This window comes from Arthrobacter sunyaminii (assembly GCF_018866305.1).
Lineage (GTDB): Bacteria > Actinomycetota > Actinomycetes > Actinomycetales > Micrococcaceae > Arthrobacter_B > Arthrobacter_B sunyaminii.
The window spans coordinates 2085818-2109970 of sequence record NZ_CP076456.1; the positions used below are offsets into that span (position 1 = coordinate 2085818).

Genomic DNA, 24153 nt, shown 5'->3' on the forward strand with positions numbered 1-24153 from the left:
CGGATACAAGCAGTGGACTCAGGCAGGGGAGTGCCGGCCGTTCATTCTGCCGCCCGGCGCAACAGCAACTCCCGCTCCCGGGCATTCCCCGCCAACGCTGCGGAGGCCGCAAATTCGGCGCGGGCTTCATCCGGGCGCCCGAGCCGGACCAGCAGCTCGCCGCGCACACTGGGCAGCAAATGGGAGCCCCGCAGTGCTCCCTGCGAGACGAGGCGGTCCACAATCGCCAGCGCGGTTGCCGGGCCGGTCGCCATCGAGACCGCCACCGCCCGGTTCAATTCCACCACCGGGCTGGGCGCCAGCCGACCGAGAGCCTCATACAGCAGCACAATCTGCTCCCAATCCGTGTCATCAATCCTCACCGCATCACAGTGGCACTGGGCGATGGCTGCCTGCAGCGCATAGTTTCCCCGTCCATGACCAAGCGCATCCGCGCATGCCAGCGCTTCGCGTCCGCGTTCAATCTGGCCGCGGTTCCAGCGGCTCCGATCCTGATCCGCCAGCAGGATCGGCGTACCGTCACCCCGGGTCCGGGCAGCAAACCGGGAGGCCTGGAACTCCATCAGTGCAACGAGCGCGTGCGCCTCCGGCTCCCGCGGCACCAGCCGCGCCAGGACACGACCCAGCCGCAGCGCTTCGCCCGCCAGGTCTCGCCGTATCCATTGGTTGCCGGATGTTGCCGAGTACCCTTCGGTGAACATCAGGTAGATCACCCGGAGCACGCCGGCCAGCCTCGGCGCCCACTCGCGGGGCTCGGGAACCTCAAACGGAACTTTGGCGGCCGCCAAGGTCCTTTTGGCCCGAACAATGCGCTGCTGCACCGTCGCCACGGGGAGAACGAAAAGCCTGGCAATGTCCGCGGTGGACAACCCGCCCACCACACGAAGCGTCAAGGCAATCTGCGCCTCACGGGGGAGGACTGGATGGCAGGCGGAAAAGACCAGCCGGAGGACGTCGTCGGGGACGGGATCCCAGTCCACGACGACGTCGTCCTTTACTTCCTGCGCCAGCTGGCGGTACCGCGCGTCCAACCGTTCAGCCCGCCGCCAGCTGTCGATGGCCCTGCGTTTGGCCACCGCTGTGAGCCAGGCAGCCGGATTCCGGGGCACGCCTGTTGCAGGCCACTGCTCGAGCGCATCCGCAACGGCTTCCTGTGCCATGTCTTCGGCAAAGCCGATGTCGCCGGTGACCCGTGCCAGGGCAGCGACAATCCGGGGGCCTTCGATGCGCCACAGCGCCTCGATACGGCGGGGGACCGCCGCCCTCAGGACCTCGTCCTGAACCACGGAGGATCTCGGTTTGGCGGCTACGCGTTCTCCGCGCGCAGTTTCGCCTCTTCTTCGCGCCATCCTTCTTCCTTTTGGATGTACTCGTTATCGGCGAACGCGGCGAAATCTTCGGCCTCAGTTACCCGGCGAACCTCCAGCTTGGAGCCGGCACCCAGCGGGCATCGCCTCGCCCATTCGGCCGCTTCGTCTTTGGAGGACACCTGCAGGATCCAGAACCCGTTGAACAGCTCGTGGGTTTCGCCGTAGGGGCCGTCGGTAACCAGCGGGGGATCCTCCGAGAAATCGACGACGAACGAGTTGTCCGGATCCTGTGCCACGTCGGCCAGGCCTTCTCCGGCGAGCAGGACCCCGGCGTTGATCATCGATTCGTTGTAGGCACCCATCCGGTTGATGACTTCCTCGAAGGGCAGATCCTTATAGGCTTCCTGTGCTGCGTCAGTAGAACGCATGATGAGCATGTATTTCACGGCTGACTCCTTCTTCATCATGAAGCCGCGGTGTGCGCCTTCTACTATGCCGTCGAACGGCACCCCGGGATATCGACGCCGGAAGAAAAGTTTCCGGAGCTAGCCGCAGCGTTTGCCGTCGACCGCTGCACGGGGCTGAGTTCCAGCTGCGAAGGTACCGGCGCAGGCGGTGCGGGGGAGCTCCTTCTCAGCGTTACTTTACATAATGTAGATTATCGGCGTTATATCAGAGTCGCCCGAGAGGGGCTGCAGACCAGTTTCCTGCATTACTGAAAAGTCACCATCTGCACCCGCAGCCGAGACCTTCGGCTACGCCCCAGGCTCATCCTCGGAGTCGGCGATAGCTCTGAGCTCTCCAGTTCCTGCTCCGGATCTGCACATACGGGTCACTTCCTGCAGGACTGCTGCACCGCCCACCCGCACACCCGCATGAGTTGACATAACGTGCCCCGACGAACTGACCGCCGGTCCGGCGCCCTGGATTCTTGTTGACATAACGCCTCGAGCGGCAGCGAGCCGCGGAAGCGCACCCGCCGCAGCTTGTCATAACACTAAAGACCCGCCTGGACTGCCAGGTGCCGGATGACATAACTACGGCAAGGCTCCCAGTGCCGATCCCCTGCCGTCCCCTGCTGTTTCCGTTGACGACCGGGTGAAACCCTGGAGCAAACGACGAAACCTACGCAGGCAGCACAGCGGTGATTGAGCAAAAAAATAGGGTACAGGTCACTTCCCCCGGGGCGCCGTAGGGCCTATCATGGCCGTTTTCATTCCCAGTTGGTGAAATCAACCCTCATCGCTATATGATCTACGCCTAACCCCCCAAATTTCAGGAGAAAAGCACAACAAATGGCTACTGATTACGATGCTCCGCGCGTCAAGGAAGAAGACCGTCCAAGCGACTCCCTTGAAGGGCTGAAAGCACAGCAGCGCGGCGGCGCCATGACGGCCGTTCGCGACGTCGCTGACGAAACGGATGCCATCGACGGTTTTGAACTTCCCGGTGCGGATTTGTCCGGCGAAGAACTGCTCATCAAGGTTGTCCCGGCACAGGCTGACGAGTTCACCTGCATGTCCTGCTTCCTGGTACGCCACCGCTCACAGATCGCCAAGGAAAAGAACGGCGACAAGTACTGCGTGGACTGCGAAGGCTAACTCTTCCGCATCTGGCCCGGTTTGGAAGTCTACGGCGTTGCCGTGGCATCCAAACCGGGTATTTTTTTGCCCGCCGCGCCGCGTGTTCACTCCACGGTTTGGACCACTTCGTTCCGGCGTAGGAACCACGGCCTGTACGGCGGGTCAAACAGGGCGAAGCGCGGCAGCCCCAGCGGAGTCAAACCCGCGGCACTGACCGCCTCCCCCAGCGCCGCGGCGTGGTCCAGATAGTTGCGTGACGTCCATCGGCCCGAAAACGAGGCTGCCGCTCCCCGGCTTTCCGGCATCGCGACAATGGTCACGGCGGGATCATCCGGGTCAGGGGCCGTATCAGTGGACAGAGTTTCCGGAAGCACAAAGGCCACGGTGTATGTCTCGTCCAGGGCCTGAGGATGCAATACCACCGGCGCGGTCATGGGGATCTTCACCGGCGTCGAATGAATCGCGGGGTCCTGCGACGGATCCGAAGGGTTGGACCGATTCTTCCCGCTGATGTAGCCGAACAGGTATCGGAACGCAGTGTTGCCCGCCGCTTCAATAGACGAATGGACTGTTACCTGTGCCACCAGATGGGCTGGGTAGTTCCGCAGCTCGAAGCCGGGGAGAACCGCCAGGACTTGATATGGCTGCTGTTCTGTCATGGTGGCCCGAGCTTACCGGGGCACTGCCGCCGTGAGAATGGTGGAAGCAACTAGGATGGGGCGGTGCCCACAGAAACTTCACTCATCCGCGATCTTGTCCTGCCCCTGCTGGAAACGGATCTGCCGCCGATCGTACAGTTGGGCCATCCGGCCCTTCGACAGCCCGCACTCCCCTACGACGGCCAGCTCGACGACGGTGAACTGGCTGCCTTCATTTCTCTGATGCGCCGGGTTATGCACGCTGCCCCCGGGGTGGGCCTTGCCGCCCCGCAGCTGGGCATCCCGCTGCAGGTGGCAGTGCTGGAAGACACCTTCGAGGATCCCGAGCTCACCGATCTGCGTGAACGTCTCCCCCTGGCCTTCTTCACGATTATCAATCCGGCCTACCAACCGGCCGGGCCCGAAACCGTTGAGTTTTACGAGGGCTGTCTGTCCTTCAACGGCTACCAGGGCGTTGTTCCGCGGTTCCGGTCCGTTTCCCTGCAATACACCGATACCGGCGGGGCTTCCGTGGAACGGACCTTCCAGGGCTGGCAGGCACGGATTGTTCAGCATGAAACGGACCATCTGGGCGGCACGGTGTACGTCGACAAGGTCCTGACCCGCTCATTGTGCAGCAACGCGGAATACCTGCGCCGCTGGGCCTCGCCCTCCATCGACGAGGCCCGGCGCGGGTTGGGCTTCTAGGCGCGTCTAGAGGCCGACGGCGTCCGCCGGTCCGGCCGGCTCCTCCCCCGGGTTCCCCGGCGTCGGCAGCCACTGTGCCCACCAGCGCAGGATGTGCTCAAAACGCTGCCTCCGGTGCCAGGGAGTTCCTGCACGGGAGAGCTCGTGGTTCTCGCCCGGAAACAGCAACAGTTCCGTGGTAACCCCGTGCTGCTTCAATGCCGTGTAATAACGCTGTGCCTGCTCCACCGGACAGCGCAAATCCTCTTCTGAATGGATGACCAGGGTGGGCGTCCGGACGTCTCCCACCCCGGCCATCGGGCTTTGCGCCAGGACTTTGGCAGGGTCCCCACCGGTGTAGGCGGCGCTGAAGAACCATCCAATATCGGCAGAGCCGATGAAGGACAGCGGATCCAGGAACCCGCGTTCCACAATGGCGGCGGTGAACCTGTGGTCATTGGCGATGGTCCATGCGCTGAGGTAGCCGCCGTAGGATCCGCCCATCACTCCCAACCGTTCACTGTCCAGTTCCGGATGGTCCCGGAGCACCCCTTCCAGGAAGGACAGGACGTCATCCAAGTCCACGGTTCCCATGGCTTCCTTGATCACCCGGCCGTGTTCCTGCCCGTACCCGGCCGATCCGCGCGGGTTGCACTGGACCACCGCGTAACCGGCGGCTGCGTAGGCCTGCGCTTCGTCGAAGTAGGCACAGTCAAACTGGGCGAACGGTCCGCCGTGGATGTTCAGCAGCACCGGATGCGGGCCGGGGCCTTCGGGCAGGGCCACCCAGCCGTGTACCGGGTAACCGTCCCGGGACGGATGCGTCTGCTCCGCCAGAGGCGCCAGCCGCGTTTGCGAACGCAGCGGTGCGGAGAAATCCGTCAGTGTCCGGAGCCCTCCCGTGTCCAGCACGGCCGCGTCTCCCATGGTCCGCGCATCGGCATAGCTGACGACGACGGCGCCTGCAGCTGCCGCTGCGCCCTGGATTACGCGGGGACCGGTAACAAGCACCTCCTGTTCGCCTTGGGCATCAACCCGCAGCAGCTCCACGCTGCCCCGGGTTCGGTTGAAAACCAGAACCGCTGAACCCCCGGCGGGAACGATGCCGCCCTCCGCCAGGTCGATGGCCTCCGGCTCGGTGAGCCGGCGGGCAGGTGCCGAACCGTCCGACGGCACGACGTACAGCGAGGTGTTGCGGGCCACGAAATCAGTGCCGGACGCGGAAAGCTCCGAGGCCAGGAAGAACAGCCATTCACCGTCGTCGCTCGGTGTCGGGGACGTGGCACCCAGAGAGACCGCACCGCCCGGGTTGGTGAGACGTTCCGGCTCTCCGCCGGACAGTTCGAGGGAGTAGACGTCGGATACCAGGTCCTCATCAGCGGTGTCATGAAGCGACGAGGTAAACAGAATGCGCTTGCCGTCTGCCGAGAAAACAGGTGCGGAAGTATCGGCTTCGGCGTTCGTGAGCTGCCGGGCAACAGGGAACCGGCCGGCAGCGGCATTCTCGCCGAGGGATTCCTTCACCCGCCCCGCAGGCTCAATCCACGGCTCGGCATCCAGTGCCGGCACGTCGAGCAGAAAAGCCTGCATCCGTTTGTCCACTGTGTAGCCGGCACCGTTTGCCCGGTATTTGAAGCTGCTGATCAGGCGCGGATCCTCCGCGCCTGCGGCGACGCCGTCGACCGTTCCGTACCTGCCGTGAACGGGAACCCTTGAGGTGAACACCATCTGGGCGGAATTCGGGGAAAAGCGGAACCAGGTCACGCCCATTTTGGCATCGGTAAGCTGCACAGGCTCACCTCCCGCCGCCGGAACCGTGAAGACCTGCGGCTTGTTCCCGGGGGCCGAACGCAGGAAAGCGAGCATATTCCCGTCGGGTGAAACCTGCGGCTGGGTGTCGGAAAAACCTCTGGTCAGGCGCCGCGGCGTGCCTCCGCCGCCCAGAGGCACAGACCAGAGTTGGCCCACGTAGGCGTCGGCCGCGAAATCGGGTCTGGTGGCAGACACCACGGCGTGCGTGCCGTCCGGATGAATGGTAGGAGCAGAGACGGAGGTCAGGAGATCCAGATCACATGGTTTCACGCGCTTGAGCCTACTACCGATGCCGGTCCCGGACGTGAGGTAAGCACGTCCCGGACCGCACCTAAGATAGAAGGATGCCTTCTGCAACGCCTCCCCTGCTGCTGTGCCCGGTCTGCCGCGGGCTGCTGTCTTCTGCGGAGACGGACCAGGAACACAGCCTCACCTGTCCCGGCGGGCACCGCTACGACGCCGCACGCCAGGGCTACTTCAACCTGCTGACAGGCAGCGGCACAAAATTCGCTGCCGATACAGCAGAAATGGTGCAGGCGCGGGTGGATTTCCTTGCAGCCGCCCACTACCGCCCCATGGCGCAGGAATTAGCCCGAATGGTTGCGGATGCGGTTCCGGCTGCACGGACAGTTCTCGATGCCGGCGCCGGCACAGGCTACTACCTCGGCACTGTAAGCCAGGCCCTTCCCGGCACCGCTGCAGTGGCACTGGACATCTCAAAGTTCGCCCTTCGCCGGGCGGCCCGGGCGCTGCCGGCGGCCACCTGCCTTGTCTGGGATGTGTGGCGCCCTCTTCCGCTCGGTGACGCGTCAGTGGATGCAGTCCTTAATGTGTTTGCACCGCGCAATGTTCCGGAGTTCCGCCGCGTCCTGGCCGGGAACGGGATCCTGGCCGTTGTCACGCCGCAGCCGGAGCATCTGCAGGAAATCCGCAGTTTGGCCGGGATGCTGGACATCGGCGACGAGAAGGAGACCCGGGTAGCGGCGGCGGTCAAGGACCACTTCCGGGCGGAGCAGACCCGGCACTGCACATACTCCATGGACCTCAGCGCGGCGGACATTCGCAATGTCGCCCTCATGGGGCCTTCGGCCCGGCACCTGGACCGGGACTTGCTCAGGAACAATTTGGCGGAACTCCCGGAATCCATCCCGGTGACTGCTTCCTTCTCACTGCAACTGTTCCGCGCCGCCTGACACCCCGTGCTGCGGCACTATGATGGCTGACACGGAAAGCGGCACCCAAACGTTATACCCATCAAACGGTGTCCACCGGACTTAATCCGGCCGCATCAGGCACAATGGGCAACACCGCCCGTACACTCCAACCGCCGCTGTACCGCATCCGGCGGAGCCGAAGGGGACTGACATGCAGGACGTATACCAATGGATGCTCGACTACGGCTGGGCCGTTTGGCTGGTACTTTTCCTGGCCCTGGCCGCCATTGAAACGCTGACGCTGGACCTGTTCTTCGCCATGCTGTCCGTGGGCGCCCTCGCCGCCATGATGGCAGCCGTATTTGGTGCGCCCCTGTTCCTGCAGGTGGTGGTTTTCTGCATTGTGGCGCTGCTGATGATCGTCCTTGTCCGGCCCATAGCGCTGAAACATCTGGAACGCGGCCCCAAGGACCGGCGGTCCAACATCGACCGGCTCATCGGCGAGCCCGCGGTCACCCTTGAAACCGTGTCCGGGTCCGCAGGGACGGTCAAGATCGGCGGCGACATCTGGACAGCCCGCACTCCGGACGGTTCCAGCCTCACTGCCGGCGCACCGGCGCTGGTGACCCGCATTGACGGAGCCACCGCCGTCGTCGTGGCTGCTCCCGGCGGTGCGCATGCCACCGACACCAGTTCCGACGGGGAATCAACAGAAGACCCCGGAGTCCAGCGCTAAGGCACAAGCAACTCAAGATTCCGGCGGCAGATGCCGCCGACAGAAAACCAGGCCTGCCCGTACGGGCAGGCCAAAACCTGAAGGGGGAATATGAGTTCCGGAGCAACCGGCCTCATCATCATTCTGGCTGTCCTGATAATTTTTGTCCTGGTCATCCTGGTGAAATCGGTCAAGATCATTCCGCAGGCACGCGCCGGCGTCGTTGAACGGCTGGGAAAGTACCAGCGGACGCTAAACCCGGGCCTAACCATCCTCATTCCGTTCGTGGACCGGCTGCTGCCGCTGCTGGACCTCCGTGAACAGGTCGTCTCCTTCCCGCCGCAGCAGGTAATCACTGAAGACAGCCTGGTGGTGTCCATCGACACCGTCGTCTACTTCCAGGTCACCGATCCGCGCGCCGCCACCTACGAGATTGCCAACTACATCCATGCTGTCGAGCAGCTCACCACCACCACGCTGCGCAACGTCGTCGGCGGCCTGAACCTGGAAGAGGCGCTGACCTCGCGTGACCGCATCAACGGCCAGCTGCGCGGCGTCCTCGACGAGGCGACCGGCCGCTGGGGCATCCGTGTTTCCCGTGTTGAGCTCAAGGCCATTGAACCGCCCCTGTCGATCCAGGACTCCATGGAAAAGCAGATGCGCGCCGAGCGTGAACGCCGTGCCACCATTCTGACGGCCGAAGGTACCAAGCAGGCACAGATCCTGAACGCGGAAGGCCGCCGGCAGGCAGCCATCCTTGCCGCCGAAGGTGATGCCAAGGCTGATATCCTCCGGGCCGACGGTGAATCACAGGCTATCGCCAAGGTTTTCGAGGCCATCCATAAGGGGAATCCGGACCAGAAGCTCCTGGCCTACCAGTACCTGCAGACTCTGCCGAAGCTGGCTGAGGGAACCTCCAACAAGATGTGGATCATTCCCAGCGAGCTGGGTGAAGCGCTCAAGGGCGTGGGCAGTGCTCTGGGTAATTATGTGCCGGACAGCTTCTCTGCCAACGGCTCGTCGAACGGGACGTCGAACGGCACCGGACACACTGCTCCCGCCGGTGACGGCACGGCAGCCGCCAAGACGGCTCCGGTCGCTGCAACCTCTCCGGCCTCTCCCACCCTTGCTGACTCCCCCGACGCCGCTCTCTAACCAGGCGGTTACGGCAAAGCGCCGGCGCCCGGTATAATTGGTTGTTTGCCGGGGTCTTCCCTTTGGCCCGCCTCTGGAGACACCCCGCGGACAACGTGACGGAACATTCCGCACGTCATCCGCGTTGACTCCAGTGGGCCGCCTTCGGGACGGCACATCGGTTCGAACGCTCCGAACGCGTCCAAGCCGGCGTGCGGCACAAACTTTTGACGGTACCGGGGCGGAACGGTACCAACAGCACTACAGATGGATCCTCCGGGATCCTTCGGACTGAAGAGGGAGAAAAGATGAGCGATCGCAGCCTGCGGGGTATGCGCCTTGGCGCGCAGAGCATGGAGACTGAATCCGGCGTAGAGCCGGCTCCCCGCCAGCGGGTGGAATACCGCTGCGAGGACGGCGAACGGGTATTCGTGACGTTCGCCGCCGAGGCCGACGTTCCCCCGGTATGGGTATCCAAGACCGGTAAGGAAGCCCTCCTGGTAGACGGCGAGAAGCCGGACACCAGCAATGACAAGCCGGTGCGCACCCACTGGGACATGCTGCTGGAACGGCGCAGCATTGAGGAACTGGAAACGATTCTCCAGGATCGTCTGACCATCCTTCGGGAGCGGCGCGGAGAGCGCACTTCAGCCTCGAAGTAAGGTCACGGCCCGCTGGTGCGGACCTAACAGAAGAGGGAGGGCGGTTGCCGTACGGCAACCGCCCTCCCTCTTCTGTTATCAGCCGGTCCTAGCCGCGGCGCGTCAGCTTGTTCCAGCGGGCGCCGAGTCCCCACTTCGTGACATTGGCGATGGCTTCAAAGACGATGTTGCCGCTCATCTTGGAAGCACCGAATTCACGCTCCACAAACGTGATCGGAACTTCCTGGATCCGAAGTCCCAGCCGGGCGACACGGAAGGTCATGTCCACCTGGAAGCCGTAGCCCACGGACTCCACGGCGCTGAGGTCCAGCTTCTCCAGCGTGGTTCGTCGGAACGCCCGGAAACCTGCCGTGATGTCGCGGACTCCGATTCCCAGCATGAGGCGCGAATAGGTGCTTCCGCCCCGGGACAGGATCTTGCGGTGCAGGGGCCAGTTGACGACGGAGCCGCCCGGCACCCAGCGTGAACCGATCACCAGGTCAGCGCCGCTTTCCGCAGCAGCCAGCAGCAACGGCAGCTGCTCGGGCTTGTGCGATCCGTCGGCGTCCATTTCAACGAGGATGTCGTAGTCCCGCTCCAGACCCCACCGGAAGCCGGCGATGTACGCGGCGCCGAGCCCCTCTTTGCCCTTCCGGTGCAGAACGTGCACCTGGGGGTCCTTGGCGGCAATCTCATCCGCATAGGCGCCGGTGCCGTCGGGGCTGTTATCGTCCGCGATCAGCACATCCGAATCCGGCACCGCCAGCCGCAGCCGCTGAAGCGTCTTGGGAAGCGATTCGATTTCGTTGTAGGTCGGGATGATGGTCAGGACGCGCACTCAGGTTGCCTTTCATTGGGGACAGGCCGCGAAGAACGCAGCCACTGGGGTTCTTACCCCGACAAGACTTCCCAGTATATGGGTCCCGCATGCCCCGCCCTTGCAAATGCCGGTGCAGTGCCGGTCACATACCCTGCCCCGGTGCACGCAGAGGGGCAGCCTCATCCGCCTTCGGGCCAGAACCGGCCGAGGCCGGAACTGTTTTCTACTGACGGCTGAAACTGCCCCTGATGCGCACTCTGTACCTGCAGTGCTTAACACTTCGCACGCATTATTTTGCGCGCACGGCGGGTTCAGTTTCCCGAGGGCCCGCCGCGATTCCCCTAGCCTACGTGTTGTCACGAATGTGTCAACAAGCCTCTGACTAGGGCTCTTACTTGTTAGTGCAGGTCACGCGGGCGAGCCGCCGAGTCGATTGCGGCAAGCAGATCCTAAAAACCTACTGACCGGTAGAGTTCTGTGCCGTTGTGCACGGTCAGCAGGCAGCGCGGCTGGTGAGCTGTATCCAGGGCCGGCAGCAGCGGGGTTCCCGCTCGGGGATCAGTGCTCCACGCCGCACCCTTGCCTTCAGGGGTCTGGACCATCAATTCTTCAACCTCCCACACGGCATAGGAGGCGGGGGCGCCCGGTGCCAGCTGCCCCAGCATGAAATTCCCCGATCCTGCGGCACGCCATCCCGCCCGGGTGTGACCGATGAAGGCGGCACGTGAGGAAATGCGTTCCGCTGCATTGGAATGGAAAACTGCAGCCCGGACAGCAGACCAGGGATCCAGCGGCATAACCGGACCGTCGGAGCCCAGGGCGACCAGGACGCCGGCAGAGAGCAGGGACGCAAACCGGTTCATGGAGCTGCTCCGCTCCCCCAGCCGCTGCTCATAGAGTCCGCCGCTGCTGCCCCAGGCGGCATCGAAGCCCGGCTGCATGCTGGCAATGACCCCGTAGCGGACCATCTCGGCGATGGCGGCGTCGTCGGCCATCTCCACATGCTCCAACCGGTGGTGGGACGCGCGGATCTGCTCCTCCCCCACAGCTTCCGCGGCGATTCGGAGCCCGGCAAGGACCGTGTCCAGGCCGGCGTCTCCGATAACGTGAAAACCGCCCTGCAATCCTGCCCGGGTTGCCAGCTCCAAATGGCGTCCGGCCTGTTCGGCGGTCAGGTACAGGGTGCCGCTGGTCTCGGGTGCATCAGTGTAGGGCGTCCGCAGCGCTGCTGTCCGGGCGCCGATGGAGCCGTCCATGTTCAGGTCTCCGGCGAGGCCGCGCAGCCTGCCTTCGAAGGGTGCCGTGACCTCGGCCAATTCTGACTCGGACTGGACGAGCTGCCCCCAGTAGGGCAGCACCTCGGGCAGCGGGCCGGCACCGAGCGATCCGTCCAACCCCATCAACTGGCGCAGGTCTTCCACCGGAGAAATATGCGGGGCTGCCATCTCGGTGACGGCGATGATGCCGTGCGCGGCGGCATGCTTCAGCGCAGCCTGCTGGTAGCGGGAGCGCTGGGCAAGGTCCAGGGAGCGGGACGCGGTTCGGGCCAAGGTGTGCGCTGCACGCACCACAAAGCCGTTGTCCCACCCGTCGTGAGCGGCCAGGTTCAGCGCGGCTGCGAGGGTTCCGGAAACCACGGCACAGTGCACATCCGTGCGTGCAAGGTACACGGGGCGGGACCCCGAAGCGGCATCAAGTTCTGCGGCGGTGGGGACCCTGCGTTCGGGCCAGGACGACTCGTCCCATCCGTAACCCACAATCAGCCCTTCAGTGCCGGCGGCCGCCTGGGCCACCAGGTCCAGGAGCTCGGTGAGCGAGGCTGCGCTCGTCAGGTCAAGCGATGAGAGCGCTGCACCGGTTTCGGTGATGTGCGCATGTGCGTCCACGAAACCCGGCGTGATGAGTGCGCCGCCCAGATCAACCACGTCCATGCGGCTGTCCTGCAGCGAGGCGGCGGCCTGCTCGGATCCAACCCAGGCGACGGTGTCTCCTTCCACCAGCATTGCTGTGGCAAACGGGTCCGCGGCGCTGTAGACGGATCCGTTGCGGTACAACGTCAGCTTCGGGCTGCTGGGGGCGGGATTGGCATTCAAAGACTTACCTGTTTTCTGTAGTGCTGGACTATTCTGGCTCACACCGGCAACGGACGCGGTTGAGGAGGGGTGCCCGCCGGGGAAGCCGGCGGGCGGGAGGATCGGGTTTACTCGCTGACCGCCGAATAGGCGACCACGCCGCGGCGGATCAGCCCGATGGCGTCAATGCAGCGCCGGCGCAGGCCTGCGGGCAGGTCCGGCACCTTGGCCATTTGGTCGAGCAGGTCAATCACCTGTTTGGTCCACCGGACAAAGTCTCCGGCAGCAAGTTCGGTGCCGTTCAGGGCCAGCTGAAGGTGCTTTCCCTTGGCCCACTTGTACATGGGCCACACCAGGCCGAGGTCCGGCTCACCGGTTTGGGGCAGCCGTTCGGACTCTTCCAGGTCGGTCAGCTGGGACCACTGGCGAATGATGACATCCATGGCAACCTCGAGAGAAATGCTGGGCAGCTTCGGACGCAGCCCCCGCTCTTCGCGCTTTGCCTGGTACACCAGTGCGGTGGCCAGTGCTGCCAGCTCGGCGGCGTCGACGTCGTTAAAGGCCCCGTTTTGCAGCGACAGGGCTATCAGCAGGTCCTTTTCGCCGTAGATGCGGCGCAGTTTCTGGCCGTTCGGCGTCACCACCACGCGCCCGGTTTCGTCCGGAGCCACATATCCGTACCGGCCCAACACATCGCACACACGGTCAAAGGTCTTGGCGATGGTGTTGGTGCGGCCGCGGATCTGGCCCACCAAATTGTCCGTTTCGCGGCGCAGTTTCCACCAGCGTTCGGCCCAGCGTGCGTGGTTCTCCCGGTCGCTGCAGCCGTGGCAGGGATGTGCCCGCATTTTCCGGCGCAGCTCGGTGATGGCCTGTTCCTGCCGGCTGGCGCCCCCAACGTGGAGGGCTCCGCCGCGCTTGGTGGAAGCCCGCGGCGGACGGTGCTCATGCAGGGCGTTGCGGACCGAGGAAGCCAGGTCCCGGCGGTCCTTCGTCACCCGTGAGTTGAAGGATTTGGGAATTCGGATGTGTGACACCGTTTCCACCGCGCCTTCCAGTTCCTGCGCGGTGATTCGGCGGACCTGCTTGTCCTCGGTCAGGACTGTGGTTCGTGCCTCGCGGCCTGGTGAGGATTCCTGCGGCAGCACCACGGCGTAGCCGGAGTTCCGGCCGCCGGGAATCAGAATGACGTCGCCCGGCACCAGCCCGTCCAGGGATGCTGCCACGGCGGAGCGGCGGTCGCGGGCCCGTGTCTTTGAGGCCTGTGTCTCGAGGTCGGACAGTTCCCGGCGCAGGGCTGCGTACTCTGTGAAGTCGCCCAGGTGGCAGGTCATGGCCTTTTCGTAGCCGGCCAGGGATTCCTCCCGGGAGCGGACCTGCTTGGCCAGTCCCACCACGGAGCGGTCGGCCTGGAATTGGGCGAAGGAGGATTCCAGGATTTCCCGGGACCGTTCCCGCCCGAACTGGGCCATCAGGTTGATACTCATGTTGTAGGTGGGGCGGAAGCTGGAGTTCAGCGGGTAGGTCCGCCGGGAGGCCAGGCCTGCGACAGCGGCCGGATCAGTACCGGGCTGCCACAGCACCACGGCGTGGCCTTCGACGTCGATGCCGCGGCGGCCGGCACGTCCCGTGAGCTGGGTGTACTCCCCCGCCGTGATGTCCACGTGGGCTTCGCCGTTGAACTTGTCCAGCTTTTCCAAGACAACGGTGCGGGCCGGCATATTGATGCCGAGGGCGAGGGTTTCAGTGGCAAAGACCGCCCGGACCAGCCCGGCGGTAAACAGCCGTTCCACCACCTCCTTGAAGGTGGGCAGCATGCCGGCGTGGTGGGCGGCAAATCCGCGGATCAGGCCTTCCCGCCAGGTCCAGAATCCCAGGACTTCCAAGTCATCCTCGGGGATGTCTTGGCTGGCTTCGTCCACAATGCGTGCAATGGCGGTCCGTTCCGGCTCGCTGGTCAGCCAAAGGCCGGAATCGACGCACTGGCGCACTGCACCTTCGCAGCCGTTGCGGGAAAAGATGAAGGTGATGGCCGGAAGCAGTCCGCGTTTGTCCAGCTGGGAAATCACCGCGGGACGGGAAGCCTTCGGAATCCTGCTGATGGGCGGACCGGAGTGACCGCGCCGGGAGGCGTCGCGGTGGCCGTTGCGTGAGGAACCGCGCGAGCCTCCCCAGTGTCCGCCGTGGCCGCGCTGGTTGATCCGGGATTCGGCACGGGCTAGCTCCAGCAGTTCGGGGTTCACCCGGTACCGTTCCTGGACGCCGGCGGGCTGCTCGGGTTCCGCAGCTTCGTCGAAGGAGACGTCGGCTTCGAAGAGGTCCATGATGTCCCGGCCCACCATGACGTGCTGCCACAGCGGAACGGGCCGGTGTTCGGAGACCACGACATCGGTGTCCCCCCGGACAGTGTCCAGCCACGCGCCGAATTCCTCGGCGTTCGAGACCGTGGCGCTCAGCGACACCAGCTGCACGTCCGAACTTAGGTGGATGATGACCTCTTCCCAGACCGCGCCGCGGAACCTGTCAGCCAGGTAGTGCACCTCATCCATCACCACATAGCCCAGCTCATCCAGTGTGGACGAATTGGAGTACAGCATGTTGCGCAGGACCTCGGTGGTCATGACGACGACGTCGGCATCGGGATTGATGCTGGTGTCACCGGTGAGCAGTCCCACGCGCTCGGATCCGTAGGACGCGGACAGCTCGAGGTATTTCTGGTTACTCAGGGCCTTGATCGGGGTGGTGTAAAACGCCTTCAGCCCGCGTTCAAGGGCCATGTAGACGGCGAACTCCCCCACCACGGTTTTTCCGGCGCCGGTCGGCGCCGCAACCAGGACACCGCGGCCGGATTCGACGGACCGGCAGGCCTCTGATTGGAAGGGATCAAGGTCAAAGCCAAGCTGCTGCTCAAAGACTGCCAAACGGGTCTTGGAGTGCTCGGAACGTTCTTTCGCGGCCAGGTACCGCTCCGACGGGGAAGTCATATTTCCAGACTAGACTCTGCGCGGCCGCTGCGGCGCCATAGGGCTCCTGCTCCGCCTTGGGCTGAAATCGCTTGCCTGCTGTTCCCGGCTGAGCCGTGCTAGAGGTTCTCCAGCGGTGTTGCTGTGTCGACGGTGGCGCTGACGGCCGCCTCGCGGGCAGCGTTCCTTTTGGCACGGCGCTTGTCATTGATGAGGCAGATCCCAACGGCCAGCCCAAAGAGCAGCAGCAGCGGTGCAGCCATGTAGAACATGGTGAGGGCGTCGCCGCCCGGAGCCGCCATGGCAGCGAAGACGCAGATCAGGAAGATGGTGATCCGCCAGTACTTGACGATGAGCTTGCCGGGCAGGATGCCGGTCATGTTCAGGCCCACCAGCACCACGGGAATGAGGAATGCAATGCCAAACGCCAGCAGGAGCCGAAGCACGAAAGCCAGGTAAACACTGGCTGTGATCACGTTGGCGCTGCCCTCGGGGGTGAAGCCGGTGAGCACCTCGATGGCACTGGGCAGAAGGATCCAGGCCAGCGCCACGCCGCCCAGGAACAGGGGTACGGACGCAGCCATGAAGCCCAGCGCCATGCGGCGTTCCTTGGTCTTCAGTCCCGGCGTAATGAACGCCCACAGCTGGTAAAGCCATACCGGGCAGGACATCAGCAGTCCGAGGAAGACGGATACCTGGATCATCTGGTCGAAGGGTGTTGCCACCCCTTCGAAGTTGATCGTGGCAAACCGCCCGTCTTCGTTGCCTACGTCCAGGACCGGTCGGGTGAGCGCGTTGAACGCCGGCATGTACAGGAAGAAACCTGCCACTGTGCCCAAAACCACGGCGATGCCGGATTTGAACAGGCGGTTGCGGGCCTCACGGAGATGGTCCTTGAGGGCCATCCGCCCTTCCGGGTTGGCTTTGCGCCCTTTGGTCAGCGCCACGGCCGTTACAGGCTGGTGGGCGGGTTACCCGCAGGGCGCTGATCGGTCGCCGGGTTGGCGGGCGTGCCGGGGGTGGCCGGCGGAACCGGGCTGGCAGGGGTGCCGGTGGCCGAAGGGTTGTTGACGATGCGGCCCTCCACCGGGTCCTCGGCAGTGGAGCCGGACTTGTTTTCATCCTGCATCTGACGGACTTCGGACTTGAAGATTCGCAGGGACTGCCCCACGCTGCGTGCCAGGCCGGGGAGCTTGGGCGCACCGAAGAGAAGGATGGCCAGAACGACCAGAATTGCAATGTGCCAGCCTTGAATGTTCATGCCGGTGTCCTTTCGTTTTGAGACAGTTTACGTCAGAGGTCTGGGAAGTCCCGCAGGGCGCGGGGCTGCCCGTTGGCGAGGCGACGGGCAACCCGGCGCTCCCGGCGCCCGGTCCTCCGCGACTCTTTTCCTTCTTCGTAGCGGGCCTTGGCACGGATGGGATCATCGAAGATGCCAAGTTCCTGCTCCGGCGTTCCCGCCACGGGCACCACCGCTGCGGGCACTGCAACCCCCAGTGCCGAGACGGCACCCTCCGCTTCACGCAGCGTGGCCATCAGTTTGCGGAAAATCCGCCAGCCAACCAGGGCGTAAAAGGCTGCAGCGGCGACGATCAGCGCCGCCCATATCAAAATCCAGGACCACCAAGGCATAGTTCCAGCATAGTGCCGGAAACCCCAAGCCCCGGCATTCCCGGCCCTACGTCACCCACGGGCTACCTGCCCTGCGGGTCCGTCCCGTAATTCTCCAGAGCCGCCCGCAGCCACCCGGCGGTTTCGCTGCGCAGTTCCTGAGGTGCGGCAACAGCCACGCTGCCTCCCTGCCGGGCGATGAACCCCGGTATCCACCGGGTATTGCCCACCCGCAGTTCCACGGCGCTGCGGCCGCGGGGCAAATCGGCGCGCCGGACGGCGTCGTACGCGCTTTCCACCCAACTGGCGGAAGGCCCGGTGATCAGGGTGACCAGGACGTCTTCCGCTCCCGGCCGGAAAAGGCCGGACGGAAAGGCTGCGTCGGCAGCCGGAGCCTGCCAGGACGCCGGGCCGCTGTCGGTTACCCGGTGGATCCGGTCCACCCGGAAGTTCCGCACGCCTTCGGATCGGTGGCACCACGCCTCCAGATACCAGAGATCATTCACGGAGAAGAGCCGGCGCGGATCCACGGTGCGGTCCGTCACTTCGTCCCGGCTGGGCACAAGATACCGCAGGTCCAGCTGCCGGTGGCCGGCAATGGCCTGCTGCAGGGTGTTCAGGACCGCTGCGCTGCCGTCGGGCTCGGCCAGGCGCGCGGCAACGGTGCTGCCGGCCTGTGCGGACTCCCCCGCGGCAACGCTCAGTTTTTCCAGGGCGCTGGCCAGCGCCGGGGACTCACCGACGCCGGGCAGGGCCGCCAGCGTTTCCAGCCCCACCATCAGCGCTGCCGCTTCATCCATGCCCAGCCGGACCGGTTCGGACAGGTCGTCGGCATTGTCGATGAAAATGGAGCCGTTTTCGAAATTCACGTCCATGAGCCCGTTGGGGTAATGGCGCGGCCCGCTCACGAAGAGAAGGTTCAGGTCGGTGGCCAGCTGTGCCGGGCTGACGCCAAAGCGGCGTGCGGTGTCTTCCAGATCCGCGCCCTGATTCCCCAGCACGTAGGGCACCAGATCCAGCAGACGGGTCAGATGGCTCTGCGCGGCCGTTGAACTGGCCGCCGGCGCGGGAGCGCGCCGGGCCAGGGTGAACGCAGGAACGGGCTTGGTCTGTGCATCCAGTGCCAGACGAAGCAGTTCAGCAACAGCTGAACGGAATTCGGGCGGGTGGACGGCAACGGCCCGGGCTCCCAGAGCCGCTGTGTCAGCCGCCAGTGCATCCAGGTCGGGGACCGTCAGCGTCAGTTCTTCCCAGCCGGCCTGCTCCGCAGGTGCCGGTTCCGCGCCGGCCCGCAGGCGCAGTTCCGCCGCCGCTCCCTCCCGGACCCGGATCACAGCCGTAACCGGTGCAAAAACCGAGTCCAGCGAGGCCAGGGACGCATCAATGCTGAAGCTTTCGGGAACCTGATAACTGCCTTCGCCGAGCGTAACCGGTGCGCTCATGCGGGAGAGCCGAAAGAAACGCTCGGCCTTCCGGTCCAGATCCCATCCCACGACGTACCAGTGGCCAAACCGGCTGCCCATCCCCCACGGCTGCAGATGGCGCACGGTGCTGCGTCGCCGGACGGGCTTCGTTGGGGTATCGACGGCACTGCGGATGCGGTCCGCCGGGCGGTAGCCAAACGATATGGGCGTACGGGTGACGGTGGCTTTCCAGACCGTCTCAAAATGCGGATCGTTGGTACGGATCCGGGGCTGCAGCACGCTGGCGGCAGCATCTTCGGCCTCCACTCCGCGGGCCTGGAGCTTGCGCAGGGCCCGTGCCGCCGCTGACCCCAGGGAGGCCTGCTCCCACATGCCGGCGGCCAGGGCAAGGACCGCTGATTCTTCGGGTGTGAAACGTACTCCGGGGAGACGGTACTGATCAGCACGTATGCGGTAGCGGCGGACCGAATTGTCCTGGTCGTAGAGCGTTTCCTCGCTGTAGGACTCCACGGGGATGCCCTGCTCCCGCAGGAAGGCCTTGTCCCGGTCGAAGAGTTTTTCACGGGCAGCAGTGGACGGCGCTTCGCTGTACAGCTCAATCTCTTCGAAAAGTTCGTGCTTCGTGAAGCCCCGGCGGGTGGACAGCAGGGCAATCACGAGGTTAAGGAGGCGTTCGGTTCTGTTGGCGGACACGGAAGCCAATCTACCGCGCTCCGCCGGACGATGCGGACCGCACAGGGTTCCGGATGCAGAAGTGCGGGAACCAAAAAGGCGGGCCGGCAGCTGCAGTGCAGCTGCCGACCCGCCTCGAGACGGGGTTCCGGATTAGCGGACGCCCAGCAGGTCAACCACGAAGATCAGGGACTCTCCGGGTGCCACGGCCGAACCGGCACCGCGGTCTCCGTACGCCATGGAGGCGGGGATTTCCAACCGGCGGCGGCCGCCGACCTTCATGCCCAGCAGGCCCTGGTCCCAGCCCTGGATGACCTGGCCGACTCCTACCTTGAAGTCCAGCGGGGTGCCGCGGTTCCACGAGGCGTCGAATTCCTCGCCCGTGGAAAAGGCAACTCCCACGTAGTGGGTGGAGACGGTGTCTCCGGCCTTGGCCTCGCGGCCGTCGCCCACCACGATGTCTTCGATCAGGAGATCAGTGGGTGCCTCGTGGTCCGGAAAATCAATCTCCGGCTTCTGGCGGTCGTATTCACGCTTTCCAAATGACATGGTGCTCCTCGCTGCGGCGGTTTCCCGCGTTGATGCTGTGTTCAGCTACTAACGCTACTTGACTTCCTCGATGTCCACGACAAACACCAGCGGGCCGGACGGGCCGTTCTGGGCCGGATCGCCGTAGGCGAGCTCTGTCGGGATGACCAGCAGCACCTTGGCGCCGGCCTTCTGGCCGGACAGTCCGTAGGTCCACCCGGAAATGACGCCGTCCAGCGGGAATTCAATTGCCTCGCCCTGCTCGTAACTGGAATCGAAGGTCTCGCCGTCGCGGAGGCCAACGCCCAGGTAGTTGGCCTTGACGGTGCTGGTCTCGGTCAGGGCAGCGCCCTCGCCTTCTTCGAGCACCTTCACGATGAGCTTTTCAGGTTCCACGGCGTCCTCGGGGATCTCCACAGCGGGAACGCCGTCGTCACCGAAGGTCACCTTGGGGAGCTTGCCGTCCCCTTCAAGGGCAGCAACTTCATCCTGGCTCATCAGGAGCGTGCCGTCCGCGTTTCGGGCGGCCGCCTCGTCCTTGTCCAGCATCGGAACGGTGTCCTGGGTGCTCAGGACGTTGAGCACCATCACCTGGGTGGGCTGCTCCTCTGCGTCCTCGGCACCGCTGGCCTGGGCCTGGGCGTCAGGGAAGGCGTAGGCAATCTGGGAGCCAACCTTGGCTCCCAGAAGGACCTCGTAGAGCACCGGGTCCTGTTCCTTCAGCATGTCATTGACCGGCAGCGTGGAGGCCGCCTGTGAGTAGGTGTCCCCCAGCACGCTCGCATCTTCGGCGTTCAGCGCCACAAACTTGAAGGTGATGCTCTGGCCGTCGGCTACTTCTTCGCCGTCACCGATGTGAACAACCTTGGCGGCACTTTCGGTGATGTCCAGCGGAGCATCGAACTCCACTTCGGGAACCGTCTCCGCGTCTTCGACCTTGACCTTCACGGAGTCAAACACTCCGGCCTGTCCGGCGGATTTTTGCTCTTCCTCTGTGCCGCAGGCGGACAGGAAAAGCAGGGCGGACAAACTTACGGCTAGTACTTTTCGCACACTACTTCTTTCAGTGGTGGACAGATGGGGCCCGCGCTTTTTCCGGCGGAGCCGGATTTTGGGCGCGGACAGTCGAGATAAGACTAACGTTTCTCCCTGTGCGCTGCCTTAGAGCGTGGCCAGGAGGGCTTCCACCCGCTCATCCACTGCAGCGAACGGATCCTTGCACAGGACCGTCTGCTGCGCCCGGTCATTCAGCTTCAAATGCACCCAGTCGACCGTGAAGTCACGGTTGGCAGCCTTGGCCCGGCGGACAAAATCACCGCGCAGCTTGGCCCGGGTGCTCTGGGGCGGAATATCCACGGCTTCCTTGACGTCGCTGTCCTCCACCACCCGTGCCGTTTCCCCGCGGGACTGAAGGAGATAGAAGAGTCCGCGGCGCCGGGAAATGTCATGGTAGGTCAGATCCAGCTGCGCCAGCCGCGAAGATGACAGCTCCAGCGAATCGCGTTCTGCGTACCGGTCGACAAGCTTCTTCTTGATGGCCCAGTCAATTTCCGTGTCAATACCGGAGGTGTCCTGTGACTCAATGGCATCCAGGGTCCGTTCCCACAGATCCAGCACCCGGGGGACGTGGCGGTTGTGGGCCCCGTTGGCCGCCACGAAGTCCTGTGCCTTGGCCAGAAATATGCGCTGCAGCTCAAGGGCGGTCATGGTTGACCCGTTGGCAAGCTTCAGCGGCAGTGAACCGGTCAGGTCGTGGGATATCTCCCGGATGCTGCGGATGGGATTCTCCAGGCGTAAATCGCGCATCACCGTCCCCGCTTCGATGACGCGGAGCATGAGGTCCACGGAACCGACCTTCAGCAGCGTAGTGGTCTCGGACATGTTGGAATCCCCCGCGATAACGTGCAGCCTGCGGTAATGCTCGGCGTCGGCGTGCGGTTCGTCGCGGGTGTTGATGATGGGACGGGACCGGGTGGTGGCGGAGGACACGCCCTCCCAAATGTGGTCCGCGCGCTGGGAGAAGGCATACAGGGACCCGGATTGCGTCTTGAGCACCTTGCCCGCGCCGACCAGCAGCTGCCGGGTGACCAGGAACGGGATAAGAATGTCCGCCAGGCGGGAGAATTCCAGGCGCCGCGGAATCAGGTAATTCTCGTGGCTTCCGTAGGAGTTCCCCGCAGAGTCAGTGTTGTTCTTGAACAGGTAGACGCTGCCGTTGAACCCCTCGGCCCGCAGCCGGTCCTCTGCCTCATCGACGAGGTCGTCCAGAATCAACTCACCGGCCCGGTCATGCGCCACGAGCTGGGCGAGGTCATCGCATTCAGCGGTGGCGTACTCCGGATGGGAACCGACGTCGAGGTAGAGCCGCGAACCGTTGGTCAGGAATACGTTGGAGGACCGCCCCCAGCTGACTACTTTCCGGAACAGATAACGTGCCACTTCCTCGGGTGAGAGCGGACGGGAGTCAGGACCCGAGTAGGCAATTCCAAACTCGGTTTCAATCCCAAAGATCCTGCGGTCCATCAGTCTCCCTCCGGGCCGGACAGCAAACGGTCCAGCTCTACGGTGTTGATTCTCCGGAATGCCCGGACCGTTCCCCGTGAGGACATCGGATTACGATCCAGGACCGCCACTTCCAGCAGCCCTGCCCCGAGGCGCTCCGGGGCAGCTCCGGCGTCGGCAGCGCTGCCGGGGTTTCCGTAACCGGAGGATCCGTTGGCGGTGCCCGTGGGCTCCGCAGGGGCGCGGGTGGCGGAGAGGGCACCAACGGCCGTGCGGATGGCATCGGGAAAACCGGTGTCCTGGTTCCAGGACCGGGCCAGTGCCTCATTGACGACGTCCGCCTGACCGCCCATGACCACGTAGTTGCTTTCATCGGCTATCGAGCCGTCGAACGTCAGCCGGTACAGGTGGTCCTGGTACGGTTCGGCACCCACTTCGGCCACAGCCAGTTCCACTTCGAACGGCTTTCCTTCCGTCGTGAAGACGGATCCCAGGCTCTGGGCATAGACGCTGGCGAGGCCGCGGGCCGAAACGTCATCGCGCGAGTAGGAATAGCCGCGTACATCGGCGTAGCGGACACCGGCCTGGCGCAGGCTCTCAAACTCGTTGTATTTGCCGACTGCGGCGAACCCGATCCGATCGTAGATTTCCCCGAGTTTGTGCAGCGACGGCGAGGGGTTCTCCGCGACCAGCGCGATGCCGTCGCGGCAGGTCAGCACCACCACGGAGCGTCCCCTGGCGATGCCTTTGCGGGCAAAGTCCGCCCGGTCCTTCATCAGTTGTTCGGGAGATACATAGAACTGCTGTGTCATGGTCAGCCCTCCAATCCTGCTGCGGACCGGCGGCTAACCAGTTCCTGGGCCGTTATGTGCAGTTCCCGTTCCGGGATTTCCCTGGCACCGGCGCTGTTGACCACGTACACCACAGGCCACAGCTGCCGCACGAGGTCCGGGCCGCCGGTGGCGGAGTCGTCGTCGGCCGCGTCATAGAGGGCTTCCACTGCCACGGCCACCGCCTGCTCCTCGTCCAGCCCCGGCTTCCAGAGCTTCTTGAGTGCTCCGCGCGCAAACACCGATCCGGAACCCACGCTGTGGTGTTCGTACTCCTCGTAACGCCCACCCGTGACATCGTAGGAAAACAGCCGGCCGAGGTGGCGTTCGGTGTCATAACCTGCAAACAGCGGCACCACCGCAAGCCCCTGAAGCGCCAGGGGCAGATTGGAGCGCACCATGGCCGCGAGCCGGTTGGACTTGCCGTCCAGGCTCATGGGCGTTCCTTCGATTTTGTCGTAGTGCTCCAGTTCCACCTGGAACAGCCGGATCATGTCGATGGCCAGTCCGGCCGTTCCGGCAATGCCGACCACTGAGTAGTTGTCCGCCGGAAAAACCTTCTTGATGTGTCGGCTGGCAATCATGTTTCCCATGGTTGCCCGCCGGTCGCCGGCCATCAGCACCCCGCCCGCATAGGTCAGGGCCACAATGGTGGTGGCCTGCGGTGCGGCCGCAGACGTTGACGCTGCAGAAGCCGGGCCCAGCCGGCGGGATGACGGCAGAAGCTCAGGGTGGTGGCGGGCGAGATGATCGCTGAAGGACGGCGGCGCCGCCCCGTGAACCGCTGACGCGGGGTCCTGAGGGGTCATCCGCTACTGTCCGCCCTTCTGGATGAAGCCACGGACAAATTCCTCGGCATTGTTTTCCAACACGCCGTCAATCTCGTCCAAAAGGTCGTCGACACCTTCGGTCTGCGCTGACGCGCCCGCTTCCGGGCCGGCTTCGGGAGGAGGCGTCTCTTCCAGTTCCTCTTCCCCGGTGCGTCCTTCGGTGTTCCTGCGGTCCTGGGTTGCCATGATGCCTGCCTTCCTTGGCCGGAGTCCGGCCCTGTGACGGG

23 protein-coding genes are annotated in these 24153 nt (G+C 64.4%); 6 read left to right on the top strand and 17 right to left on the bottom strand.

The genetic code is table 11. The features are described from left to right. Nucleotides 1-41: 41 nt before the first annotated feature. Both KG104_RS09330 and KG104_RS09335 read right to left on the bottom strand, forming a co-directional pair. Nucleotides 42-1349, bottom strand: coding sequence for an RNA polymerase sigma factor (locus KG104_RS09330; protein WP_104161074.1), 1308 nt, complete (start codon nt 1347-1349; stop codon nt 42-44). Beyond that, a complete protein-coding gene (locus KG104_RS09335; RefSeq protein ID WP_104104080.1) occupies nt 1307-1756 on the bottom strand; it encodes a YciI family protein in 450 nt (149 codons plus the stop codon). Before KG104_RS09335 ends, KG104_RS09330 begins: the two co-directional genes overlap by 43 nt. An 849-nt stretch (nt 1757-2605) precedes the next feature. Between KG104_RS09335 and KG104_RS09340 the strand changes: the two genes are divergently transcribed. After that, nucleotides 2606-2911 (top strand): DUF4193 domain-containing protein, encoded by a 306-nt coding sequence (locus tag KG104_RS09340; RefSeq protein ID WP_104054271.1) that lies wholly within the window; start codon nt 2606-2608, stop codon nt 2909-2911. 86 nt (nt 2912-2997) lie between these two features. On the opposite strand, the gene KG104_RS09345 is transcribed toward KG104_RS09340, so the two are convergent. Next, on the bottom strand, nt 2998-3552 hold the full coding sequence (locus tag KG104_RS09345) for an SOUL family heme-binding protein (RefSeq protein ID WP_207346830.1): 555 nt from the start codon (nt 3550-3552) through the stop codon (nt 2998-3000). 63 nt (nt 3553-3615) lie between these two features. On the opposite strand from KG104_RS09345, the gene KG104_RS09350 reads away from it, so the two are divergent. After that, entirely contained in the window at nt 3616-4239 is a 624-nt protein-coding gene (locus KG104_RS09350; protein ID WP_104054269.1) for a peptide deformylase, read from the top strand. A 6-nt stretch (nt 4240-4245) separates the two neighbouring features. On the opposite strand, the gene KG104_RS09355 is transcribed toward KG104_RS09350, so the two are convergent. Further along, nucleotides 4246-6300 (bottom strand): S9 family peptidase, encoded by a 2055-nt coding sequence (locus tag KG104_RS09355; RefSeq protein ID WP_207346831.1) that lies wholly within the window; start codon nt 6298-6300, stop codon nt 4246-4248. 74 nt (nt 6301-6374) lie between these two features. Here KG104_RS09355 and KG104_RS09360 point away from each other — a divergent pair, with 74 nt between their 5' ends. From KG104_RS09360 to KG104_RS09375, 4 genes are all read left to right on the top strand, one after another. Continuing rightward, complete coding sequence (locus KG104_RS09360) at nt 6375-7223, top strand: methyltransferase domain-containing protein (protein ID WP_207346832.1); 849 nt, start codon at nt 6375-6377, stop codon at nt 7221-7223. Between the two features lie 172 nt (nt 7224-7395). Then, nucleotides 7396-7920 carry an NfeD family protein gene (locus KG104_RS09365; protein ID WP_104054266.1) on the top strand — a complete coding sequence of 175 codons (525 nt, stop codon included), beginning with the start codon at nt 7396-7398 and terminating at the stop codon, nt 7918-7920. Nucleotides 7921-8010: 90 nt separating this feature from the next. Beyond that, nucleotides 8011-9054 carry an SPFH domain-containing protein gene (locus tag KG104_RS09370; protein ID WP_104161079.1) on the top strand — a complete coding sequence of 348 codons (1044 nt, stop codon included), beginning with the start codon at nt 8011-8013 and terminating at the stop codon, nt 9052-9054. Between the two features lie 287 nt (nt 9055-9341). Then, nucleotides 9342-9695: an RNA polymerase-binding protein RbpA gene (locus KG104_RS09375; protein WP_104054264.1), complete on the top strand. Its 354-nt coding sequence runs from the start codon at nt 9342-9344 to the stop codon at nt 9693-9695. 88 nt (nt 9696-9783) lie between these two features. Here KG104_RS09375 and KG104_RS09380 read toward each other — a convergent pair whose 3' ends face one another. The 13 genes from KG104_RS09380 to KG104_RS09440 form a co-directional block, all read right to left on the bottom strand. Beyond that, complete coding sequence (locus KG104_RS09380; RefSeq protein WP_104161080.1) at nt 9784-10512, bottom strand: polyprenol monophosphomannose synthase; 729 nt, start codon at nt 10510-10512, stop codon at nt 9784-9786. 431 nt (nt 10513-10943) lie between these two features. Next, nucleotides 10944-12587 (bottom strand): amidohydrolase, encoded by a 1644-nt coding sequence (locus KG104_RS09385; protein WP_237686873.1) that lies wholly within the window; start codon nt 12585-12587, stop codon nt 10944-10946. A gap of 107 nt (nt 12588-12694) precedes the next feature. Further along, entirely contained in the window at nt 12695-15550 is a 2856-nt protein-coding gene (locus tag KG104_RS09390) for a DEAD/DEAH box helicase (RefSeq protein WP_207346868.1), read from the bottom strand. A gap of 98 nt (nt 15551-15648) precedes the next feature. Then, nucleotides 15649-16476 (bottom strand): twin-arginine translocase subunit TatC, encoded by an 828-nt coding sequence (gene tatC, locus KG104_RS09395; protein WP_237688568.1) that lies wholly within the window; start codon nt 16474-16476, stop codon nt 15649-15651. A 5-nt stretch (nt 16477-16481) separates the two neighbouring features. After that, nucleotides 16482-16790 carry a Sec-independent protein translocase subunit TatA gene (gene tatA / locus KG104_RS09400; RefSeq protein WP_207346869.1) on the bottom strand — a complete coding sequence of 103 codons (309 nt, stop codon included), beginning with the start codon at nt 16788-16790 and terminating at the stop codon, nt 16482-16484. 32 nt (nt 16791-16822) lie between these two features. Beyond that, entirely contained in the window at nt 16823-17161 is a 339-nt protein-coding gene (locus KG104_RS09405; RefSeq protein ID WP_207346870.1) for a hypothetical protein, read from the bottom strand. Between the two features lie 62 nt (nt 17162-17223). After that, the gene (locus KG104_RS09410; RefSeq protein ID WP_207346871.1) at nt 17224-19257 is read right to left on the bottom strand and encodes a helix-turn-helix transcriptional regulator; all 2034 of its coding nucleotides are present in this window, start codon (nt 19255-19257) and stop codon (nt 17224-17226) included. Between the two features lie 132 nt (nt 19258-19389). Then, nucleotides 19390-19785 (bottom strand): FKBP-type peptidyl-prolyl cis-trans isomerase, encoded by a 396-nt coding sequence (locus tag KG104_RS09415; RefSeq protein WP_104054257.1) that lies wholly within the window; start codon nt 19783-19785, stop codon nt 19390-19392. Nucleotides 19786-19839: 54 nt separating this feature from the next. Next, complete coding sequence (locus KG104_RS09420; protein WP_207346872.1) at nt 19840-20817, bottom strand: FKBP-type peptidyl-prolyl cis-trans isomerase; 978 nt, start codon at nt 20815-20817, stop codon at nt 19840-19842. Between the two features lie 108 nt (nt 20818-20925). After that, nucleotides 20926-22287, bottom strand: a complete 1362-nt coding sequence (gene pafA / locus KG104_RS09425) for a Pup--protein ligase (RefSeq protein WP_104054255.1) — start codon at nt 22285-22287, stop codon at nt 20926-20928. Next, complete coding sequence (gene prcA, locus KG104_RS09430) at nt 22287-23078, bottom strand: proteasome subunit alpha (protein WP_207346873.1); 792 nt, start codon at nt 23076-23078, stop codon at nt 22287-22289. Before prcA ends, pafA begins: the two co-directional genes overlap by 1 nt. A 2-nt stretch (nt 23079-23080) precedes the next feature. Then, nucleotides 23081-23905 carry a proteasome subunit beta gene (prcB, locus tag KG104_RS09435; protein ID WP_104054253.1) on the bottom strand — a complete coding sequence of 275 codons (825 nt, stop codon included), beginning with the start codon at nt 23903-23905 and terminating at the stop codon, nt 23081-23083. A 3-nt stretch (nt 23906-23908) separates the two neighbouring features. Further along, nucleotides 23909-24112, bottom strand: coding sequence for a ubiquitin-like protein Pup (locus KG104_RS09440; protein WP_104161086.1), 204 nt, complete (start codon nt 24110-24112; stop codon nt 23909-23911). Between the last annotated feature and the right edge of the window lie 41 nt (nt 24113-24153).

Excerpts from the sequence above, each read along its gene's own strand:
- KG104_RS09415 (WP_104054257.1), bottom strand. The coding sequence starts at position 19,785 with ATGTCATTTGGAAAGCGTGAATACGACCGCCAGAAGCCGGAGATTGAT.
- pafA (WP_104054255.1), bottom strand. The coding sequence starts at position 22,287 with ATGGACCGCAGGATCTTTGGGATTGAAACCGAGTTTGGAATTGCCTAC.
- KG104_RS09390 (WP_207346868.1), bottom strand. The coding sequence starts at position 15,550 with ATGACTTCCCCGTCGGAGCGGTACCTGGCCGCGAAAGAACGTTCCGAG.
- KG104_RS09330 (WP_104161074.1), bottom strand. The coding sequence starts at position 1,349 with ATGGCGCGAAGAAGAGGCGAAACTGCGCGCGGAGAACGCGTAGCCGCC.
- KG104_RS09375 (WP_104054264.1), top strand. The coding sequence starts at position 9,342 with ATGAGCGATCGCAGCCTGCGGGGTATGCGCCTTGGCGCGCAGAGCATG.
- KG104_RS09360 (WP_207346832.1), top strand. The coding sequence starts at position 6,375 with ATGCCTTCTGCAACGCCTCCCCTGCTGCTGTGCCCGGTCTGCCGCGGG.
- KG104_RS09365 (WP_104054266.1), top strand. The coding sequence starts at position 7,396 with ATGCAGGACGTATACCAATGGATGCTCGACTACGGCTGGGCCGTTTGG.
- KG104_RS09345 (WP_207346830.1), bottom strand. The coding sequence starts at position 3,552 with ATGACAGAACAGCAGCCATATCAAGTCCTGGCGGTTCTCCCCGGCTTC.
- prcA (WP_207346873.1), bottom strand. The coding sequence starts at position 23,078 with ATGACACAGCAGTTCTATGTATCTCCCGAACAACTGATGAAGGACCGG.
- tatA (WP_207346869.1), bottom strand. The coding sequence starts at position 16,790 with ATGAACATTCAAGGCTGGCACATTGCAATTCTGGTCGTTCTGGCCATC.
- KG104_RS09405 (WP_207346870.1), bottom strand. The coding sequence starts at position 17,161 with ATGCCTTGGTGGTCCTGGATTTTGATATGGGCGGCGCTGATCGTCGCC.
- KG104_RS09340 (WP_104054271.1), top strand. The coding sequence starts at position 2,606 with ATGGCTACTGATTACGATGCTCCGCGCGTCAAGGAAGAAGACCGTCCA.
- prcB (WP_104054253.1), bottom strand. The coding sequence starts at position 23,905 with ATGACCCCTCAGGACCCCGCGTCAGCGGTTCACGGGGCGGCGCCGCCG.
- KG104_RS09440 (WP_104161086.1), bottom strand. The coding sequence starts at position 24,112 with ATGGCAACCCAGGACCGCAGGAACACCGAAGGACGCACCGGGGAAGAG.
- KG104_RS09370 (WP_104161079.1), top strand. The coding sequence starts at position 8,011 with ATGAGTTCCGGAGCAACCGGCCTCATCATCATTCTGGCTGTCCTGATA.